Genomic DNA, 21,971 nt, shown 5'->3' on the forward strand with positions numbered 1-21,971 from the left:
GTTATGTAGATTTACTACATCTGGTCTCTCAAACATTCCTGGTTAATCCTTAGTTGTCTGTTTAGCAAACCGATACTAATTCGCTCTCTCCTTCCACCACACACTCTTTGAAACAAATGGCCGTGTACAAACAAAGTCTCTTGGTATTCAGTACGTTGTTGCTAGCGGGATTTGCTGTCTCAGCGCCACTGCGAGCACTCTGTGCGGAAACTTCTGTTCAAGTCAATCCTGAAAATAATTCTAATTTGGACGCTTTGCTGCGAAAAGGGCGCGAATTGGTAGATTTGGGAGACTACGGTAAGGCGATCGCCATTTATGAGCAAGCAGCCCGTTTAGATGCCGAAAACCCGCGGATTTTTTCCGGTATTGGTTATTTAGAAGCGCGTCAGGGCAACTATCAAGCAGCAGTAGAATTTTATCAACAAGCCATCAGTCTCCAACCCAACAATGCCGACTTTCAGTACGCCCTAGGATATGCGATGGCGAATTTGCAAAACTATCCGGCCGCTGCTACCGCCTACCGCCGCGCCGCCCAACTCGATCGCAAAAATGTGAATGCTCTGATCGGTCTGGGCGTGGTACTCTTTCAGCAACAAGATTACAGTGGCGCTTTTAAAGCCTACCAACAGGCGATCGCCATCGATCCTAAAAGTTGGCAAGCTTATTCTTCAATGGGTTTAGTATTAATCCAGCAGGGCAATTTTTCCAGTGCCATTGACATCCTCCAGCAAGCCGCTAAACTCGCACCCAAACAAGCCAGCGTACAGTTAAAATTAGGTACTGCTTTACTGCGTAATGGCAACACAGCCGAAGGGCTGGCCGCTTTTGAAGAAGCTGCGAAACTAGAGCCTCGCAATCCAGATGTGCAGTTAGAAATCGGCGAACTTCTCAAAGGTCAAAACGACTTAGATGGAGCCCTTGTAGCTTATCAGCGGGCTGTGGCGGTGCGACCAAATTTAGTGCAAGCACACGCTGCGATCGGGGAAATTCAACTGAAAAAACAAGATTTCTTAGGAGCGATTCTCACTTTTCGGCGCGTTATTCAGCTTGAGCCTAACAGAGCCGAAGCTTATTATAATTTGGGTACTGCTCTCCAAAGGCGCGATCGCACATCCGAAGCAGTTGAAGCTTTTCAGCAAGCCCTCGATAATTATCGCCAGCAAGGTAACAATGATGGTATCCAAAAAGCTGAGGCCGCCTTGCAACAAGTGAAGTAATTAGTTATGAGTTATAGCCTTTCTCAGTTAGGTGAGGTACAGGCCTTCTGGGTAATGGCGAACCCCCCTTAACCCCCCACCCCCCCCAAGGGGGGCATGGGCATAAGGCATTACCAATTACCAATTACCTATTACCAATTACCAATTACCAATTACCTATTACCAATTACCTATTACCAATTACCTATTACCAATTACCTATTACCTATGATATAATGCAGTCGCTATCACCATGCAGTTAATATAGGCTCCATCTTTTGTCAGATACTAAAACTATTCCCCATGATTAATCTATTTCTCCTGGTAGAGTTGGTGAAAGTGTTAAGATTTGTAAAATGACTAAAATATCCCATTCTCAGAGCTTCATCTATGCAAACCTATGATGTGATTATCATCGGAGCAGGTCATAACGGACTGGTCTGTGCATCTTATCTCCTCAAAGCGGGATATACCGTCCTCCTGTTAGAAAAACGTTCGGTTCCCGGTGGTGCTGCAACTACTGAAGCTGCGATTCCCGAATTGCCGGATTTTAAATTCAACCTGTGCGCGATCGACCACGAATTTATCCATTTAGGGCCTGTCGTAGAAGAATTAGAACTGGAAAAATACGGTTTAGAATATCTTTATTGCGATCCAGTTGCCTTTTGTCCCCATCCCGACGGCAAATATTTCTTAGCGCACAGTTCCGTAGAAAAAACTTGTGCTGAAATTGCCCGCTACAACGAGCGCGATGCTAAAAAATATGCCGAATATACCGATTTTTGGCAACGAGCGTTAAATGCGATGATTCCGATGTTTAACGCGCCGCCAAAGTCGATTGTAGATATTGCGGGTAATTATAATATTGCCAAACTCAAAGATTTATTTTCAGTCATCGGTTCCCCAGACAAAACCCTGGACTTTATACGCACGATGATTACCAGCGCTGAGGACATTCTCAACGAGTGGTTTGATGAGGAATTTCTGAAAGCACCCTTAGCCAGACTAGCCGCAGAACTAGGCGCTCCTCCATCCCAAAAAACCATTGCCGTTGGTGCCATTATGCTGGCAATGCGTCACAATCCCGGCATGGCAAGACCGCGCGGAGGAACGGGTGCATTGGTTCAAGCACTACTCAATTTAGTAAAAAGCTATTCGGGTGTGGTGCTCACCGATCAGCACGTCGAAAAAATATTAGTGGATGATGGCCGCGCTGTCGGAGTTCGAGTTGCCAACGGCACAGAATATCGTGCTACCAAAGGTGTTATTTCTAATATTGATGCGAAGCGTTTGTTTTTGCATTTAATGGATGATAGTGATGTCGATGCTGCTGACCCGAATTTGCGGGAAAGATTGGAGCGCAAAATTGTGAATAACAATGAAACTATTCTCAAAATAGATTTAGCTCTCAATGAAGTACCCAAGTTCGATCGCTGGAATCATCGAGACGAATATTTAATGGGTTCGGTGTTAATTGCCGACTCCGTAAAACACGTTGAAATTGCTCATACCGAGCCTGCTATTGGCAGAATTCCCGATTCTGACCCCTCGATGTACGTGGTGTTTCCGACGGTACGAGACCCGTCAATGGCTCCTCCGGGACACCATACAGCTTGGATTGAATTTTTTGCTCCTTACCAGATCGAAAATGCTGAGGGAACCGGCCAGCACGGTACGGGTTGGACGGATGAGCTCAAAAACAAAGTTGCCGATCGCTGTATTGACAAATTGGCAGAATATGCACCCAATATCAAGAGGTCTATTATCGGCCGTCGGGTGGAAAGTCCGGCGGAATTGGGAGAGCGTTTGGGGGCGTTGAAGGGAAATTATTACCACGTTGATATGACGCTGGATCAGATGATATTTTTCCGTCCTTTACCGGAGTTGGCGAATTACAAAACGCCGATCGATGGTTTGTATCTCACCGGGGCCGGTACCCATCCGGGCGGTTCAATTTCCGGGATGCCGGGGCGCAACACGGCTCGCGTTTTCATGCACGCACAGCAGCCGATCGCCCAGACTTTGGCGGATGCTGCTAATTCTTTGAAATCGACTGCTAAGTCGGTGTTTGGTGGGAATGAGAAGTAAGCTTTTTAGCAAGCGCAGATAAACGCAGATGGGCGCAGATGAATCACATCTGCGTTTTTTTTAGTGATTTATATCAATTCCGGTTGTATCGGAATGATTTAACCACGAAGGCGCGAAGGACGCGAAGGAAGAGAAGAGAGAGTTTAATAATTCCGATGCTAACGGATTTGGTATTATCTGTGTGCGAGTGCGATAATTTTTTCTGGTTGATTTCCTGTGAAGGGAAAACGACGAGCGATCGCCCTCAATACCGTTTCTAAATCGGGAGCATCTTTCACCAATGTTGGTGACGGTTCCCGTTCCGTCAAATCTGTTAAAATATTCAGGACGATCGTTGCTAAATGTTCATCAGCACTATCCAACAAACTCAATAGCTTCTCGATATCTTCTTTCGCGCCCAACCAGTACCTAGCTCCCAGCAATTCAGCTTTTACTGATAAAGGAAGCTCTAATTTTAGATACTCTGCAAGTTTTGGCAATAGCTGCGGCGTACCTAAAAGCCCGCTCGAATTAGCAGCATACCCTCTAACTGCTTTATCCTCATCTACAAGCTGTATCAATGCTTCTGTTTGCAGGGCATAATCATCAGAATCGCAATAATTTAGCAGTGTTTCAGTTGTCAGCTTATCCATAATTTTTGCACCTCCCTAAATTTTAGTGCTTCCAGCCATCGAACCTTGTCAATAAAGGATTTTAAACTTGGGTGGGGTTTATTTAACTTGTCTGCAATTAGGTTGATTTATTGGCTTTCCGCGCTTTTCTGGGGTTAGGGAAATTGGTGGAAGATATTAGGGATCGCAAATTCATACTTTGTGTAGATGCAAACCATCACCTAAAATTCAAATACTCATATTACCGTTACCCATTTTTGAGCAATGGCAAACCGAGTTTTGATTATTGGAGGCCGGGGACGAATTGGCAGCAGCGTCGCCCAAGACCTTGTTACCCATACCGATGCCGCAATTACTGTGACTGGACGAGAACCTGAAGGGTCCATAGGGGATGGATTGCCGCCGGAGAGGGTGCAGTATTTGCCTTTAAATATTGCGGACAGTACAGTTCTGCGAGAAGCAGTTTCATCCTCTAACCTGGTCATTCACACTGCTGGGCCTTTTCACTACCGAGATGCTAGTGTACTGAAAACTTGCATAGAAGCTGGTGTTAATTATACGGATGTCAGCGACAGTCGCAGTTTTACTCGCCGAGCGTTAGACTTGCGCGAAATGGCCCAAGATGCTGGGATTACTGCGATTATTAATACTGGCATTTTTCCGGGAATTTCTAATAGTATGGTTCGCCGAGATGTGGAGCAGTTAGATACAGCGGAACATATTCATTTGAGTTATGTAGTTGGCGGTTCTGGTGGTGCGGGTGTCACCGTCATGAGAACCACTTTTTTAGGTTTGCAAACGCCTTTTGAAGTTTGGAAAAACGGCAATTGGCAGCAGGTAAAACCCTACACCGATCGCGAAACAATTGAATTTCCACCACCCTACGGCAAAACAGGGGTTTATTGGTTCGATATGCCGGAAGTTATGACTTTGCCAGAAACTTTTCCTGTCAAAACAGTTATTACTAAATTCGGCACTTTTCCTGACCTTTACAATCATCTTACCTGGTTTGTTGCTAAATACTGGCCCCCTAGCTGGCTGAAAAATAAAGGAGTGATTGAATTTCTATCCTATGTTAGTTATGGGATGACTGGTGTTACTAATAGTTTTAGTGGGGTTGGGGTGGCGGTGCGATCGCAAGTGAGTGGCATTAAAAATGGCAAACCAGCTCAAGTTTGCTCGATCGCCCTACATGACAATGCTGCTGCTGCTACGGGCATCGGTACTGGCAGCATCGCTCAATTAATCTTAGAAGGCAAATTGACCAAACCAGGGGTTTGGTCTGTAGAACAAGCCCTTTCTACGGAGCTATTTGAACGCTCCATGGAGAGCCGTCACCTCAAAATAGATCGAGTTTGATTGGTTAATCTATCTTCAGATAGAAGTCAGTGTAGCAATCAGCGTCTTACTATAATTGCTAGCACAATAACTAATTCTTAAAATACCAGGAGAAATTGACATGAAGCGCGTTTTAAAAACTTTGGGACAAACATTAGGTCGCTGTATTTTTTTGGGTTTGATGCTGGCTTTAATTGGTTTAGCTGTAGTACCTACTCAGACTGCTCGCGCCGCAGGCATATATAACAATCAAGTACCACAAGACGCTAAAATTACTGACCCCGCAGAAAAATTTGAGGATTTGAATCCCCAAGCAGCCTATGATGACATTGTGAAAGCTGCTCAAAATCCTGCAAAAGTAGAGCAGGTTTACGAAGAAAGCTTGGATGAGTACAAAGCAGAGCATCCAGAAGAAAGTTTAGTGGAAAAAGCTGAAGATTTTATCGAAAAGGTCACGGGGAACGAATAAATTAACAAAAGTTAATCATCGGGCATGGGGTACCGGGCATGGGCATTGGTGTCAACTTAAGACTGAAACCCTTGATAAATCTCGTTTTTACGTTAAGTCTAGATCCCCCTAAATCCCCCTTAAAAAGGGGGACTTTGAGTGCTTCCGGTCCCCCCCTTCTTAAGGGGGGTTAGGGGGGATCTAGCCTTAATACTCAAACAGTAGTCTCTGAAGGAGTTTGACCTTTTAAATTATCAACCATAGGCAGAGTATACAAATGAGTATAACCAGCCTTAAGGAAGATGAATAAATAGCAGTTTTTCAACTAGATTTAGTCATAGTTAGAGTGAAAGAAAAAGGAAAAAAATATCATGGCAAATAATGAAAAATCTGTGAAAAAACCTGATGCCAATCTCGACCCGATTTCTGGGGAAACGGGAGCACATCCAGTGGGAACTGGTATCGGTGCCGCTAGTGCGGGTGCTGCGGGTGCTGCGATCGGCGGTGCTGTCGGCGGGCCCGTGGGAGCTGTTGTCGGGGCTGTTGTCGGCGCGTTTAGCGGTGGTTTGGCGGGTAAAAGTGTCGCAGAGGCGATCGACCCTACCGTAGAAGATGCTTATTGGCAAAATAACTACACTTCTCGCCCTTACGCCGACACCAGCGCTACTTACGAAGATTATCAGCCGGCCTACCGCACTGGTTATGAGGGATACAGCCGCTACTCCGGTACTGGTAAGAGTTTCAATGAACTCGAAGACGATTTGCAGCGCGATTACGAAACCAATCGTGGTAAGTCTAATTTGCAGTGGGAAAAAGCTAAGCACGCTACGCGAGATGCTTGGGACCGGGTGGAACGGGCTATTCCTGGAGACATAGATAAAGACGGCCGCTAAGGGCGATCGCGACTATTTCGGTTTTTCGGTGTACATTCTTTGTCACACAAGTTTAGCCAAATTATGCGAGTTTTAAACCCCTCTCTGTTTCAGGGAGGGGTATTTTTAAGCTTAGTTAAAAAAAGATTTTTTGGGCAACATGACGACACAATTAGCACTATAGCCTTTCTAAATCATTTGTGAATTTATTGCTCCCTCCCCTTAATAAGGGGAGGGTTGGGGTGGGGTAAAAAACTTGCGACTCCTGCAAGGATTACTATATCATTAAACTAATTCAGAACAGACAGTTCAAACATAGGTATAACTTGTGAAAGAATTATTGGCACAAGCTTGGACTCTCAAGCAAAATTTAATTGACTTTGTACTCGAAGCAGAGGGAGAGTTGGCGGTAGCTTTGGAAGCTTATGTTGCCGATCGCTCTTCGCGGGAACGCTATGATATTGCTCATCAAAATCAAATAATTGACAGCTTTACCGTAGAAGGTAAAGTGGGAATAAAAACGCCGATCGACCTGTTTGTTGCCAGTCAGTCAGATTTAACCGAGGGCGATCGCAATTTACTAGACAGTTGGCTGCACAGAAGCTTCACAGGCTTGTTTGAAATCAGTCAAATTGCCCCCGATAGCTTGGAACTAATGAATTGGTTGACCGCCAAACACTACACTGTCCAAGCCAACAGTCCTACTTTTGAGCAAGAAATATCTCGGTTTAAGTTGGGAGACATTTTGCTAACTCGCATTGCACCTCTGACAGATAACTCCTGGATACTATCGGGCCCTCCCATACCGATGGGGAAATTGGGTAAGCCGAAATTGGCAGTGGCGATCGGCAATTTTAAGCAGAATTACAAAAATCAACTCTACAGCGATGCGCCGGAATTGTTAGAGCAAGCTTGGAGTTCCGTAGAACAGTACCACAAGGATTTTACGGATTTTTTTGGTAGCGATGAATTGACTCTATCGGGATATCATCTCAATAAAAAACTGGCAGAATTTCAGGAAGTAATTACTAAAAAACGCTTAACTGACGCAGGCTTGGACGAAACCAAGTCTCTCGCCGAGATAGTGGAAGATGCGGGAATGGATCGAGAACAAGTCAAAGCAGCAGCGATCGCAGCTAGCGGTGCCGATGCCCAAGTAGTTGAAGTGGCGATCGACAGTAATGCTAACTCAAAAATGGTCATGCCTAAAGTCGAATTGCCCGATCGCTTCAAAAAGGCTGAACAGGTTACAGCACTTTCTCATCCCCGCTGGGGCCAAACATTTTTATCCACCTATACTCAATTTACCGCCATCCTAGCGGCAGCAGACTTGGCTAGCATCCCCGATGCGCAAAAGTTGGTTCGCAACTATTTAGAAGATCCAGCTATTAATGCTGGGATTTGGCATCGGCTAGCTAAATTTGACTCTGCAAAATTAGAACAAGTGTTGCAAACATTTTTGGAACGGCCTGATTTTCAGATCGATCGGGATTTAGATCCCTTGCTGCAAGAATTCAAAAAACCCTTAGAACCGGAATTGCCGGAAATAGCCAGCGTTCCCCAGCACCTGCACAATTTATTCCAGGAAGCTTTAGGCGAAGTCCATAAGTCAAAATCCAAACCCCAGGACAAAAAGAAAACCTCCAAGGGCTTTAAATCCTGACGGTGCAACACGGCGGCACTACCCCTACAAAATGATCTTTTTGGTGAGAATCAAACAGCCCTGCTTTTGTGCGGGGCGATACCCCGTCATTGTCCCGATCCCTGGGCATCCTACGTAAGTCCTGTTAATATTTGGTGACTCAGGTGGAATTCAAGCTTGAACAATCACAACTATTCTCAGTAATCTAACGGATCAAAAGATTTTTGTGAGCGATCGAACCGATTGTCAATCTGTATCATCCCGGACAGATTAGTATCGCAATTGCATCTCTACGGCTGATTTTCAAGATTTATTTCTATTGCCACTTGACTCAAATTAGGTGCTATGATACTTCCCATAATCAAACAATAACCTTCATAAGTTTCCACAACAACTACAATGATGCAAAATGTCTTGAAACAGTTGCAACACTTGCATGGAACGATCGCGCAACTACCTGTAGAGCAACAACAGATTTTCGCCAGCAATTTCGAGCAGTTGTCCGCATCTTTACAAGAATTGGCTGCGGAGTTTGAGTCGCTTTTATCATCGAAAACAGATAAAATAAACTTAGAAAAAATTAACCGTAACTTAGAGATTAAATTTAGGGAACAAGCTGCTACTCTGAGAAATTTAGATCGGCAGTTAGAAAGAAGCCAAATGCTTTACAAAAGAGTGAGTCAGGCCCTCACTAAAGGAGAAGCTAGACTACAAACTCTCCTGCGAAACTCTTCCGACTTAATCGCAATTCTCGAAGCAGATGGACGGATTCGAGAACAAAGTTCCATCGCATTAGAGCGAATTTTAGGCTACAATCCCGAACAAAGAATTGGCAAATTTCCAGAAGATTTACTCCACCCAGACGATGCACCTATTTGGCAAGCCTATTTGGCCCAATTACTCAAACACCCAGGGATTGCACCGCCTTTAGAATATCGGAAACGCCACGCTAACGGTTCTTGGGTGTATTTAGAAGTGATTGGTAACAATTTACTTCACGATTCCAGTATCAACGGCATAGTGATCAATTCCCGCGATATCACAGAGCGCAAGCTCTCCGCCGCAGCCCTGGAAAAATCGCAAAAGCAAATCGTTAATATCTTAGAAAAGATTACAGATGGTTTTTTCACTCTCAACAGCAATTGGCAGTTTACCTACGTCAACCAAAAAGCAGAGCAGTGCTGGCAAAAAAACCGCGAACAACTTATAGGTAAAAATATTTGGGAGGAGTTTCCCGCTACCGCCGAGACCATTTTTTCCCAGCAGTTTTACCGCTCGGTAGCCGAGCAAGTGAATGTTAAATTTGAAACCTATTATCCGCCACTAAATGCTTGGTTTGAAATAGAGACTTATCCGTCAGATGAAGGTTTATCGGTGTTCTTTCAAGATATAAGCGATCGCAAAAAAGCCGAAGCAGCCCTGCGAGCATCAGAATCCCGCTACCGTATTATATCGGAAATCACCTCCGAATTTGCCTATGCTTTTCAAGTATTGCCCGATCGGACCTGGCTCTGCGAATGGATGACTGAAGCGGTGACTAATATTACGGGTTATACTAAAGAAGAAATCAGAACGTCCGGCGGTTTACAATTCCACTGCATTCATCCCGACGATGTAGAAATGTTATTGGAACAAATGCAGTTTCGTGTATCGAGTGGCAAGGAAGTTAGCGAGTATCGAATTATCACAAAATCCGGTGAAATCCGGTGGATTTGGGATTGTCGGCAAGTGGTGTGGGATGAAGTAGAAAAGCGCGTTGTGGGCATTTATGGTGCTTGTCAGGACATCACCAAACATAAGTTAGCCCAGGCTAAATTGTGCGAAACCAATCAAGTTTTACAAGGTTTAATGAAAGCTTTGCCCCTACCCGTTGTCGGGGTTGATACTAATGCCTTGGTGACGGTGTGGAATCCCGCGGCGGAGCGAGTTTTCGGCTGGAAAGAGTCTGAGGTTTTGGGGGAGCTGTTGCCCATTGTTCCAAGCGATGGAAACGTAGATTTTCATGCCATGTTTGACTCGGAATTGGCGGGGGAAAGTCAAGTTGCTAGGGAATGTCGGCGACGACGGAAAGACGGCTCATCCATTGATATGTCTCTGTGGAGTGTACCGATGCGAGATGCTCAGGGTTTGATTTCTGGGAGTATCAAGATATTTTCGGAGATTTCCGAAGCAAATGGCAGCGAAGAAACTGTCGGGCGATTGCTATCTCGCAAAGATAAACTAGAGCCATTTTGGGCCCGTTATGTCAACCTGCCTACAGGCATTAAAAACTTACAAACAATTTGAAATTTTTGTGAGGTGGGCTATAATCTTGACCCAAAATATTGTAAAATTGGCACCGGTGCATTTGTGTTTTGCAAATATAGCAATCCTAAATCATTTGCGAATTTCTTACTCCCTCCCCTTCATAAGGGGAGGGTTGGGGTGGGGTAAAAAACTTTACGACTCATTAGACATCTCCTAAAAAGATTCTAGAAGCATTGCCCTATATGGACAAAAACCTAATTTTGGGAGATGTCTATTTAGGACTGCTATATATTCCTAGGGGCGAAGCATCACCGCTGTAAACCTCTGGTTATCATTAATAAATTGTCTGCGGTCATGCTAGAGCATCGTACAAAATCGGGATGCTCCCGTTGGCACTCCTAGGGCGTATTTTCAAACTACTCCTTAAGATTTAGATCCCCCTAAATCCCCCTTAAAAAGGGGGACTTAAAGACTCTTTCCCCCCCTTTTTTAAGGGGGGCTGGGGGGGGGATCTTTGGGTTTGAAAACACGCCCTAGCCCGCGCCTCGCATCAAATTTGAATAGATATAGTTTAATCTTTAACTTGTCGAACAGCCATCCGTTGTAGCGGCAGACTGAGGATGCTGGAAACAGTCAACAAGTAAGAAAGAACCGTCGTCAGCTTTAGGGTAGCAAGCAACCAGTGGTCTTCTGACAGGGGCATCTTGAGCCCTAGGACAGAGATGGAGTAGACTATAGAGTACAGAAAACTCATCTTCATCAGCATTTCTTCATTTAATGTGCGATCGTCCGTGGACTCAGAGTGGCGATCGCCCAGCAGGACTAGACCGACAATAGAAGCGACAAAAGAAACCATGACCAGATAGTCGTGCAGGCTAAGCTCAACCATTTTCCAACTTCCTTGTTATCCTACTTTTTAGAATCAAACCTCAGTCTAAAGGATCTGTTTTCTGCTACCTAGCAATAGTTACAAATTGACACAGCCACATTTACAAATCTTTATGAAAACTAATCGCGATCGACAGCCACACCGTTTAGTCAGCAGAAAAGGACAATTCGCCCTGAATGTGGTTAGGCTAGGCTTACCTCGCCTGCATTTGGCCGACCTTTACCACGGACTCCTAACTCTTTCTTGGCCAAAATTTTTTATTTTAATTAGTCTGCTTTATGTCCTTACAAATTCCTTATTTGCAATAGCTTATTTAGCCGGAGGAAATTGCATCGCCAATGCTAGACCTGGTTCTTTCCCAGATGCCTTTTATTTCAGCGTGCAAACAATGGCTACCATCGGCTATGGTTCCATGTATCCGCGTACTGATTATGCTAATACCATAGTTGCGGTCCAAGCATTTTTTGCTTTGTGGGGAGTGGCGATGGTGACGGGACTTGCTTTTTCGAGATTTTCTAAGCCGACAGCTAGAGTTATATTCAGTCGCGTCGCTGCGATCGCTCCTTTTAACGGTGTTCCGACTCTCATGTATCGCACTGCAAATCAGCGCTTCAATCAAATTTTAGAAGCACAGCAACGAGCTACTTTGATTCGCGATGAGGTAACATCGGATGGCGATTATATGCGGCGTTTTTACGATTTGACTTTGGTGCGAAGTCAGTCTCCAATTTTTGCGTTAACTTGGACGGTGATGCACGTAATTGATGAGAATAGTCCTCTCTACAAACTTAGTGCCAAGGACTTGATCGAGCAGCAAGCTGAAATTGTAATTACGCTAACGGGTATTGATGAAACCGTATCCCAAACTATTCATGCTCGCCATTCTTTTGTCGCTTCGGAAATTCTCTGGAATATGAAGTTTGTAGATATCATATCGAGAACTCCACAGGGAAAACGGGTAGTTGATTATACTTGTTTCCATGAGGTCAAGCCTATTGAAGATAAGTTGTAGGGGCTCACAGGCCCCGTGGTTGCCCCGCTTATGCTGGGGTAGGCACAGGGGCACTACCCCTACAAATCCTCATGAATGATTTACGATCGCCCAAAGTATTAAAATAGATAAAAGACTCCTGGTACTATGCGAATAATTCATACTGCTGATTGGCACTTAGGACGACGTTTTCGAGGAATTGACCGCACTCCCGAAATTGCGATCGCCCTGGAAGAAATTTTGCAGGCCGCCAAAACCTGGGATGTGGATGCTGTGCTCATCGCTGGGGACATTTTCGATGTACCCAATCCCACTGCTTATGCCGAACGCATTGCTTATCATTTTTTCTGTGAATTGCAAGCGGCGGGAATTCCAGCCATTGCGATCGCCGGGAATCATGACTCGGCATCCCGGATGGACAGCATTGCTCAATTGCTTTCCCTCGCCGGAGTTCGTGCTTTGGGTAAACCCAGGCGATCGGCTGATGGTGGCACAATTCATCTTAACACAAAAAGTGGCAAACTTTGCGTGGGAGCCATGCCTTTTGCTTCGGAACAAAAGCTATTAGATGCTAATGCCTTGTGGGAATCTAACGATGGCGAATTCCGAAAAGATTACCGAGAAATGGTAGCAGATTTACTACAAAACTTAACTCAGGATTTTCGAGACAATACTGTGAATATGCTCCTGGGACACATGAGTATTGATGGCGCTAGATTAGCTAAATCTGAAGTCGGTTATTACACGCGAGAAAAATACCTGCTTTCACCCCAAACCCTGCCTGGGGAAGCTCAATATATCGCCCTCGGACACATCCACATCCACCAGCGCCTAGCCCATAATTCTCCTGCTTATTATTCGGGTTCTTTGATTCAGTTAGACTTTGGAGAAGCGGGACAAGAAAAAGGATTTTGTTTGATTGAAGTAGAGCCGGGAAGTCAGCCCAAAGTGGAATTTAAACCTGTGACTTGCCATAAGCCCTTAAAAGTGCTTCAATGTCATTATGACAATCTAGATCAAACTCTAGAAGCTCATCGCTATCATCCCGGTTTTTTGAAAGTAATTGTTGAAATAGAAAGTCCACAAATCGGACTTGCCGATCGAGTGCGCCAAATCTGTTCTCAAGCGCTGTTAATTGAACCGCGCTACCCAGAATCATTCCTAGAATCCACAGACATCACTCACATCGATCCCAATAATTTCGATCCAGCAGCCGAATTCTGCAATTATTATCAACATCGATTGGGAACCACACCCCAACCAGTAGTCTTGAAAGAATTTGATAATTTGTACAAAAAGTTTAAGGAAAAAGTTAATACTTAAATAATTGTGTAACTCCCTTACCACGATTTTCCTGGTAACGAGTAAACGAGTAAAAGTCCCAAATCCCAAATCTAAAATTAGTATGCGTCCACTTGAACTTTCGATCGAAGGATTTACCAGTTTCCGCAACGAACAGCGTTTGGATTTTTCTGAACTGGATTTATTTGCAATTACTGGTCCTACCGGTGCCGGTAAATCTTCCTTGCTAGAGGCGATGACTTACGCTCTTTTTGGTACGACAACTCGTAGCGGAAAACAAGTAAGTGATTTAGTAAGTCAAGGGAGCGAAAATTTAAAAGTTCAGTTGCGTTTTGTCGTGGGTTCCTCCCAGTATCGGGTGACTAGGAAGTGGCGCTACCGTCCTAAATCTGCTGAAACTAAGGTGATTTTGGAAAGTTGGCAACAGGGTGAATGGGAAACTTTAGAAACCAGTATTGTTGCTGTTCAAAAAATTATTGAACAGATTTTGGGAATGGATTTTGATACTTTTACACGAGCGATTATCCTACCTCAAGGTAAGTTTGATGAATTCATTAAGGGTGATAAATCCAAACGTCGGGAAATTTTGCGACAGTTAGCGGGATTTGAGATTTTTGAGCAGATGCGGAAGGAAGCAACTGAACTGGCGAAGTTGTTGAAACAAGAGCGGGAAATGGTGGAACGTCAGTTAGTTGAGTTGAGCGCCCCCATAGCCGAGGAATTAACGCAAAAGCGATCGCAACTGACGAGCTTAGAGCGGCAATTGCCAGAATTGGAACAGGAGTATATTAAATTACAAAAGGCTCTAGAGGAAGAAGAACAACTATTTTTACAAATCAGAAAACTGGAGAGTTTGCAACAGCAATTAACTCAATTAACAGCTAATTCTCAAGGGATAATAGTGCTGACGCAGCGCCTGGAAAAGTCGAAGACAGCCAATAATTTACAGCCAGATTGGGCTTTGGTTCAACAAGCTCGCGGACAATATGTCACCGCAGAAAATAATGCTAAGTTGGCGCAAGAAAAATTAATCAAATCTCGCTCGGAATTAGCAGCCCAACAGCAGCAACTAGATGCGGCAAAAGGTAGACAAAAGGAAATAGCAGTTAACATTAAAGCGCGTGAAGATGCTCTGGCTACTGCCAAAGTATATGAAGAACAACGCTGTCAATTAGAAAAAGAAGTGGCGATGGTTCAAAAAAAGGTACAGGAAAAATTGCGTAATTTAAAAGTAGCAGAAAAAGAGCTGGAAGCTGCTAATCATAAAATGCAAACTTCTGGCTTCCTGCTTACTCAAACAGTCGCACTGATGCAACAGTTTTCGGCGGGGGGAAAATATTTGGAAAAGTTGCAGCAAGCATCACCTTTATTGATCGAATTTCAGTTATTACAAAAACAGGCAAAAAATCAACAGCAACAGTTAAATAAAACTGTTACGGAACGGCAAAATCTCCAAGAGAATTATAGTCTGGCTTCTGAGAAATTAGCAGTAGCAGAAGTTAAGCTGAAAAAGTGCGTTGAGGAGTTAGAAGCAGCGGAAGTAGCTAATGCGGAAGCTGCGGATTTAGAGCGGGTGGCTGCTGTCAGAATGTCCTTGAATGCCGGGGATATGTGTCCGGTATGTGGGGGGGTACATCCTGAGAGCGATCGCCTGCCCTATATAGCCAACTCAAAGATTGTCGATCTCGCTCCTTTCCGTGAAAAAATAGCTACATCCACTCAGATTGTTAAGGTGATTCAACTAGCGACAAGTGAAGCTAAAAGCTCTCTTTTAGCCAGTGAAAAAAAGGAGGCGGAAATTGCTCAGGGATTAAAAGAAAATCTGAAGATAGTGACAAAAATACAGGAAAAAATTAATGAGATAATGGATGCTTCTGACTGGGAAGCTGCTAAATTGCAGCAGGAGTTATTAAGTTTAAAAGAGAGCGATCGCCAATATCGAGAAACTGAACAACAGTTTCAACAAGCATCAATTGAATATGAAAAAAATCAACAATTATTGACTTTTTTAGAATCGACAACAGCAGCGAAACAAGAAGACTATCAAAATGCGATCGTCGAAGCCGACCTCCGACAGCAGCAGTTACGAAATTGCGCCAATGCGCTTTATCGAATTACGGAAGATCGACCTTACGATAATTTAGCAAAATCTCTAGAACAAGACAAACAAAACTTAGAAACCTTGCTCAAATCCGCAGAAAATGATTATCAAAAGGCTTATGCTAATACAATTCAAGCCATAGAAATACATAAACAAGCCACCACGATGCTGGAAGCAGCTATTACCCAAAAACAGGAAATTAACGGAGATTGGCAAAAAAAACTAACCGAGGCTAATTTTACAGAAGATACTTTTGTCGCAGCAGTTGTCCCACCGAAAAAACAATCTACCTGGGAAAGTGCCATTCGCGACTATCGGGAATCCAAAATCCAGTTAGAGACCAGGGAAAAAGACTTGAACGAGCTGATTGCAGGCAAGACTACTAATGAAAATATCCTAGCACAGATGCGATCGGCAAAATATGCCACCCAAGAAAACTTAAAACAAGCTAACAACAACCGTGCCGAACTATTAGTTTGGATTAAAGTCGCCGAAAAAAATCTCGAACAAGCCGAAAGACTGTCGCAGCAAATCATCAACTTAACAGAACAAGAGCAAACTTATCACACCTTAGCCAACAATCTCAAAACCAACGAATTTCAATCCTACATCTTAGAACATTTAGAATCAGAATTAGTCGGCAGCGCCACCTTAATTTTACAAGAATTAACCGAGAATCGTTACACACTAAAAATCCAAGAGGGCGAATACTGGGTAGCAGATAATTGGAATGGTGGGGAAGCCAGACGAGTGCGAACACTTTCCGGTGGCGAAACCTTTGCTACTTCCTTATCAATGGCCTTAGCTTTGTCGGAAAAGCTGTCTCAAGGTGCTCACTTAGGTAGTTTGTTTCTAGATGAAGGATTTGGCACTTTAGATGCAGAAACTCTCGAAAGTGTTACCCTAATCTTAGAATCTTTGCGGCAACAAGAAAGGCTAATTGGAGTCATTACTCATGTTCGAGGATTGGGAGAAAGATTACCAGCACAGGTGAAAGTTTACAAATCTCCAAAAGGCTCTAGAATTGAAGTAAAAAAACTTTAAAAATCGGAAAGTTCGGCGACGGATAACACATCAAAAAAACCAATATTATATGAAAATCAACCCCACTAGAATGGAATCCGTACAGTCGCCAATTATTCCTGTTGTCGGCGAATTAATCCGCCAAAATCCCGGAACCATATCTTTAGGACAAGGCGTAGTTGCTTACAATCCACCGCCACAATCCTTTGCAAAAATTCCCGAATTTCTCGCAAATCCCGACAATCACAAATACAAAGCTGTGGAAGGAATTCCAGCGCTACAGGATGCCATAGCAACCAAACTAAAAGCAGACAATGGTATTGAAATTAATCGCCACAATTCCATTGTGGTGACAGCAGGTAGCAATATGGGATTTATCAATGCTATTCTTGCTATCACGGTGGCGGGAGATGAAGTGATTATTCAATCACCCTATTACTTCAATCATGAAATGGCGATTATCATGGCAAATTGCCGTCCCGTCATCGTAGCCACTGATGAAAATTATCAACTAAATTTGGATGCAATTAAAACCGCAATTACTGACAAAACGCGAGCCATTGTCACGATTTCACCAAACAACCCAACCGGCGTAGTCTATAGTACCGAATCACTCCGGGAAGTGAACGAGCTTTGTCGCCAACACAACATTTATCATATCAGTGATGAAGCCTACGAATATTTTACCTATGACGGGGTTAAACACTTTTCACCTGCTGCTTTTCCCCATAGCAGCGAACATACAATTTCCCTGTTTACCCTTTCCAAAGCCTACGGTTTTGCTAGTTGGCGAATTGGGTACATGGTAATTCCAGAAAACTTATTAGTTTCTGTTAGGAAAATTCAAGATACAATTCTGATTTGTCCCCCAGTAATTTCCCAGTATGTCGCCTTGGGAGCCTTGCAAGGGGGGCGAGAATACTGCGATAATTATGTCAGGGCGATCGCCTCCGTGCGACAACTCGTATTACAGGAACTCAATCACCTGGAAAACTACTGTACAATTTCGACGGCTGCGGGAGCTTTCTACTTTTTCTTGAAAATTGATACCCAAATCGATACAATGGAATTAGTGGAAAAATTAATTCGCGAATACAAAGTGGCGGTGCTTCCTGGCACAACTTTTGGTATGGAGAATGGTTGCTATTTACGCATCGCCTTCGGTGCCCTGGATTCAGAAACCTGTGTCGCAGGAATTAGCAGATTAGTTACAGGTTTGAAAACAATTTTAGGAGCATAAAAAATGGTAGCAACTAATGTGAATCCCACTACAAAATCTCAGGAATTAACGGCATCCAAACTGGCTGAATTGCGGGTGTTCATGGCAGAGCATAACTTGGATTGCTATTTCGTTTCAGCGGTGGACGAACACTTGAATTTATCCGTTGCACCAGCTAAGCAAAGACGAGCTTGGATTAGTGGGTTTACTGGTTCCGCCGGCGATTTGTTGGTGGGTAAGAATTCGGCTTGGTTGTTTGTGGATTCCCGCTACTATGAACAAGCAGAATTGCAAATCGATCCGGGACTAATGGAAATATGTAAACTGGGTTTAGAAGGTCATTTAAATTTAAGTGAAACTTTAGAAAAACTAGCAGCAGAATCGACAGCGACTCAACCTAAATTGCGTTTAGGTTTCGATCCATTTACTCTGTCGGCGGAGTCTTATCAAAATTGGCAGAGTAAATTGACGCAGGCGGGAATTGAACTGATACCAGTATCGGATAATTTAGTAGACAAAGTGCGATCGCACAATCTAGCACAAACAGCAGAAACTTTAGCGGCCATTGACGAATCTCCCCTATTTAGTTTACCTGTATCCCTGACTGGAGAAAGCACGGAACAAAAATTAATCAGAGTCAGGGAAGCGATGAAGCAAGCAAATATTGATGTGCTACCGATTACCAACCTCAATCAAATAGCATGGCTGTTCAATCTCCGAGGCTCGGATATTCCTAACATTCCGATTTTTATATCCTATGCTATTGTCACTGCCAATATAGCTTTTTTGTTAACTAACCCCCAGCGAGTTGCAGCAGAAGTTAAGCAAGAATTGCCTGGGGATGTAACTTTACTACCCTACGCAGAATACCAGTCTACTTTAGAAAAGTGTGTCAGTGCGCTCCAACCAATTAGAGTGCTTTTAGACCCCAAACATACTACAGCAGGGACCTATCAGTTAATCTTAAACCAGCAAAAAGTACAGAAAGATGCTGTGGAAATAGTTTTTCAGACTAATCCCATCGAAGGGATGAAAGCTCGGAAAAATCCTGTGGAAATCGAGCAGATGAAAGCTGCAAACTTCAAAGCAAGTAAAGCTAAAACTCTGACTTTTAAGTGGTTGACAGAACAACTTGAAAATGGTAGTATATTGACGGAATTTGATGTCAAAGAAACCGTCGAAAGGTTTTATCAGCAGGAAACAGACTTTCAGACTTTAAGTTTTAGAACGATCGCCGGTGCGGGAGTCAATAGCTCGATCGTGCATTACGGCACTCCCAGTCCAGAAGTGAGGCTGCAACCAGGGGAACTACTGTTGCTGGACTCAGGAGCGCAATATTTAGGGGGTACAACGGATGATACCAGAACTGTGGCGATCGGAGAACCAACGGCGCTACAAATAGAACACTACACGACGGTTTTGATGGCACATATTAACTGTGCAATGCAGCAATTTCCCAAGGGGACAACCGGTGCGCAATTAGATGCGATCGCCCGTGGTGTATTATGGCAACAACAACTGGACTACGGACACGGGACTGGGCACGGAGTCGGGGCATTTTTAGCCGTTCACGAAGGGCCAAACGGTATCAGCAAATCGGTACAATACGCCCTAGAACCGGGGATGGTAACTAGCATAGAACCGGGATATTATCAACCGGGATGGGGCGGAATTCGCATCGAAAATCTCTATGTTGTCAGAGAAATGGGGTCAAATAATGATACGGTTTGGTATGGGTTTGAACCGCTGACCTATATTCCCTTTGACCGGAAATTGATTAATGTCGATCGACTGTCACAGACCCAACTGGCATGGTTAAATAAATATCATAGTGCGGTAGTGGAGAAGCTGGCAACGGTGTGCGACACAGCAACTGTGGAGTGGTTAAAAAAAGCCACCGCAATCTAATTTGCAGTTAGTTAATTTGTAGGGTGCGTCGCTGGGGGAAATGGACTCGAATGTGGTGATTGACTGATGGCGACGCACCTTACTTGCGTCGCCAGATTGTGTTTACCAGGTATACAGGGAATTCGTGCGATCGCACAATTAGTCCTGAAGGGAAACATGAAGAATCGCAACATTAACCTCAAGGGCTCGCGCGAGCCGCACGATAACTGCTTGTTGGTGCGTTTAAGTCTGCTATGCTACAGCATTCTGGAGTCAAAAAGGCGCTCCCTAATTGCGAGGTGGGATTGTGAATCAAGCAGATTTGTTGAAGGCGCTGGAGTCTAATCGAATTCGGTGATGATTTCGACTTATACCGTTTTATTTTAGAGTTCCAATTCTGAACGAGAGAGTAACGCAGCAGAAAATTCATCCACTACCCAAACTCCACCGGCTTCATAAACTCTCAATACTTGAGCCGGGTAACATCCCTCTGGTGCATTGAGACTGAAATCTAAATAAACATAGAGTAGCCATTTATTGTCCCTGCGCCAACCAACGCTTTCGCCAAATTGTTCCCATATTTTTCTATTATATTCTCTAGTTCCGCCCAAACTTTGATAAATACGTTTTTGTACACTCAACCCGAAACGGGCGTTACTGTAATTCACCCAAAGACTATCAATCGTGCGGAGGACTTCACCAGGAATTTTGTAAATTTGAGAAACAGCATCAAAGTAGCCTTCTTTCTCTCTACCTGCAACACGCAGCATCAATTTAGTAGTTTCCTCATCGGCTGCTTTCCAATTATTTTCTTCGAGAACAATTTTTAACTGACTATAATCCAGACTAGCCGCACTTTTCAATGCACTCATCAAATCTGTTACTAAGACATAAAAGCGAAATGGAATATCTTTAGTTGATAAATTATTACTTGGATAAAGTGCTATAGTAACCTCTTCAACAGTCGTTTTGCAACCTATTAAGTAAGCAGCAATTTCAGTAATCATAGCAAAAGCTGATTCTTCTGATGATAACCTAGCCGCTCCTGTAGCTAAAGCTGGAAAGGCTATTGACCGAAAGCCTAAGTTATTACAAATCTTAAGGCACTTTTTTGTTACCTCTCGAATTATGTCTATAGTCGTTGCTTGAATTCTATTATAATCTAAAACAGCAGCATGAAAAATTTTATGTGCTTGAATTTTGCCAGCTTTTGTGATAGCAACATCTCCCAAATGAATAGGAGCTAATTCTAGAGCTTCTTGCCATATCTCTTCTCCCCCAACATTGAGAATTGCACGGGAAACACCCCCTCCCATAGAAAGGCGAGTGTCATCTGAGCTAACTACTACATCAACTCTTAATGCAGTGATATCAATATATTTGACTATTAATTTTGAGTTGCCTATTTCTTCTTCCATGATGGGAGCGTGAGTTGCAAAATATAAGATATCCCAATTTTTATCCCATAATTGTTCATCGTCCAATATAGATTGGTTATTTTTAGTAGTCACCTTTTCTAAGTTATTAGGAGCTATTTTACTCATCTTTTCCGCATAAACTAGCAGTGGCTTAAATTCTGCAAGTGGCTCCGCAAAAGTTTTTACTAATGAAGCTATCCGTACCTGTTCTGACTTATCCTGCTGGTAAGCTCTTGCCAGGGCAAATGTCAAATCCTGCGCCGCCTCACTCGGTCTGGTATAGGCTAAAGCAGTCCACCGCTGCGCCTGAGCAAAATCCCGCACCTCTTGGTCATTACTTTGAAGTTGCTGCCGCACATAAACTAATAGAAAATCCGACAACTCGTTAATCCGCTGCTGACCAAAATTCTCATCCTCTTTCAATCGATTCAACAGCGAATTTCGCACCGCCGTATCCATCTCATAAAGTTCTCGCCCTACCTCCTCGCACAAACTCGAAAGTAGCAAATCTGCCACAGCTACCCAAGGAATTCCTAACACAAATCCGTGAATATCTCGCTGGAAATTTGCCCACAACTTATATAATAAATCCGGTGTCAAAGCCAAGGGAAACGCCGCATGACACGCAAAAATTAAGTGCGTTTTTCCAAAACGCCTCTCGAAAGCTTCAATTCGTCTGCGGGCTACTTCAGGTTTCAT

General features: G+C 43.7%; 15 protein-coding genes. 12 read left to right on the plus strand and 3 right to left on the minus strand.

What is annotated here, in order from left to right; translation table 11 throughout:
• Window positions 1–116 precede the first annotated feature (116 nt).
• Entirely contained in the window at window positions 117–1,217 is a 1,101-nt protein-coding gene (locus AAFP14_RS11090; protein ID WP_341732317.1) for a tetratricopeptide repeat protein, read from the plus strand.
• A 369-nt stretch (window positions 1,218–1,586) separates the two neighbouring features.
• The gene (gene crtO, locus AAFP14_RS11095) at window positions 1,587–3,284 is read left to right on the plus strand and encodes a beta-carotene ketolase CrtO (protein WP_341732318.1); all 1,698 of its coding nucleotides are present in this window, start codon (window positions 1,587–1,589) and stop codon (window positions 3,282–3,284) included.
• Window positions 3,285–3,457: 173 nt separating this feature from the next.
• On the opposite strand, the gene AAFP14_RS11100 is transcribed toward crtO, so the two are convergent.
• Window positions 3,458–3,916 carry a HEAT repeat domain-containing protein gene (locus tag AAFP14_RS11100; RefSeq protein ID WP_341732319.1) on the minus strand — a complete coding sequence of 153 codons (459 nt, stop codon included), beginning with the start codon at window positions 3,914–3,916 and terminating at the stop codon, window positions 3,458–3,460.
• 243 nt (window positions 3,917–4,159) lie between these two features.
• Here AAFP14_RS11100 and AAFP14_RS11105 point away from each other — a divergent pair, with 243 nt between their 5' ends.
• From AAFP14_RS11105 to AAFP14_RS11125, 5 genes are all read left to right on the plus strand, one after another.
• Window positions 4,160–5,254, plus strand: a complete 1,095-nt coding sequence (locus tag AAFP14_RS11105) for a saccharopine dehydrogenase family protein (RefSeq protein WP_341732320.1) — start codon at window positions 4,160–4,162, stop codon at window positions 5,252–5,254.
• Between the two features lie 100 nt (window positions 5,255–5,354).
• The gene (locus AAFP14_RS11110; protein ID WP_341732321.1) at window positions 5,355–5,702 is read left to right on the plus strand and encodes a hypothetical protein; all 348 of its coding nucleotides are present in this window, start codon (window positions 5,355–5,357) and stop codon (window positions 5,700–5,702) included.
• Between the two features lie 350 nt (window positions 5,703–6,052).
• On the plus strand, window positions 6,053–6,574 hold the full coding sequence (locus AAFP14_RS11115; RefSeq protein ID WP_341732322.1) for a hypothetical protein: 522 nt from the start codon (window positions 6,053–6,055) through the stop codon (window positions 6,572–6,574).
• A gap of 307 nt (window positions 6,575–6,881) precedes the next feature.
• Window positions 6,882–8,216 carry a hypothetical protein gene (locus tag AAFP14_RS11120; protein WP_341732323.1) on the plus strand — a complete coding sequence of 445 codons (1,335 nt, stop codon included), beginning with the start codon at window positions 6,882–6,884 and terminating at the stop codon, window positions 8,214–8,216.
• A 378-nt stretch (window positions 8,217–8,594) separates the two neighbouring features.
• Window positions 8,595–10,481 carry a PAS domain S-box protein gene (locus AAFP14_RS11125; protein ID WP_341732324.1) on the plus strand — a complete coding sequence of 629 codons (1,887 nt, stop codon included), beginning with the start codon at window positions 8,595–8,597 and terminating at the stop codon, window positions 10,479–10,481.
• 532 nt (window positions 10,482–11,013) lie between these two features.
• On the opposite strand, the gene AAFP14_RS11130 is transcribed toward AAFP14_RS11125, so the two are convergent.
• Window positions 11,014–11,331, minus strand: coding sequence for a hypothetical protein (locus tag AAFP14_RS11130; protein ID WP_341732325.1), 318 nt, complete (start codon window positions 11,329–11,331; stop codon window positions 11,014–11,016).
• Between the two features lie 112 nt (window positions 11,332–11,443).
• Here AAFP14_RS11130 and AAFP14_RS11135 point away from each other — a divergent pair, with 112 nt between their 5' ends.
• The 5 genes from AAFP14_RS11135 (at window position 11,444) to AAFP14_RS11155 (ending at window position 19,875) form a co-directional block, all read left to right on the plus strand.
• On the plus strand, window positions 11,444–12,343 hold the full coding sequence (locus tag AAFP14_RS11135; protein WP_341732326.1) for an ion channel: 900 nt from the start codon (window positions 11,444–11,446) through the stop codon (window positions 12,341–12,343).
• Window positions 12,344–12,469: 126 nt separating this feature from the next.
• Window positions 12,470–13,645 carry a metallophosphoesterase family protein gene (locus AAFP14_RS11140; RefSeq protein WP_341732327.1) on the plus strand — a complete coding sequence of 392 codons (1,176 nt, stop codon included), beginning with the start codon at window positions 12,470–12,472 and terminating at the stop codon, window positions 13,643–13,645.
• A gap of 82 nt (window positions 13,646–13,727) precedes the next feature.
• On the plus strand, window positions 13,728–16,769 hold the full coding sequence (locus tag AAFP14_RS11145) for an SMC family ATPase (RefSeq protein WP_341732328.1): 3,042 nt from the start codon (window positions 13,728–13,730) through the stop codon (window positions 16,767–16,769).
• 49 nt (window positions 16,770–16,818) lie between these two features.
• Window positions 16,819–17,988, plus strand: coding sequence for a pyridoxal phosphate-dependent aminotransferase (locus AAFP14_RS11150; RefSeq protein ID WP_341732329.1), 1,170 nt, complete (start codon window positions 16,819–16,821; stop codon window positions 17,986–17,988).
• A 3-nt stretch (window positions 17,989–17,991) separates the two neighbouring features.
• The gene (locus tag AAFP14_RS11155; RefSeq protein ID WP_341732330.1) at window positions 17,992–19,875 is read left to right on the plus strand and encodes an aminopeptidase P family protein; all 1,884 of its coding nucleotides are present in this window, start codon (window positions 17,992–17,994) and stop codon (window positions 19,873–19,875) included.
• Window positions 19,876–20,237: 362 nt separating this feature from the next.
• On the opposite strand, the gene AAFP14_RS11160 is transcribed toward AAFP14_RS11155, so the two are convergent.
• Window positions 20,238–21,971 carry a GUN4 domain-containing protein gene (locus AAFP14_RS11160; protein ID WP_341732331.1) on the minus strand — a complete coding sequence of 578 codons (1,734 nt, stop codon included), beginning with the start codon at window positions 21,969–21,971 and terminating at the stop codon, window positions 20,238–20,240.

Source organism: Microcoleus sp. EPA2, assembly GCA_020882975.1.
In the GTDB taxonomy this organism is placed as follows: domain Bacteria; phylum Cyanobacteriota; class Cyanobacteriia; order Cyanobacteriales; family Microcoleaceae; genus Microcoleus.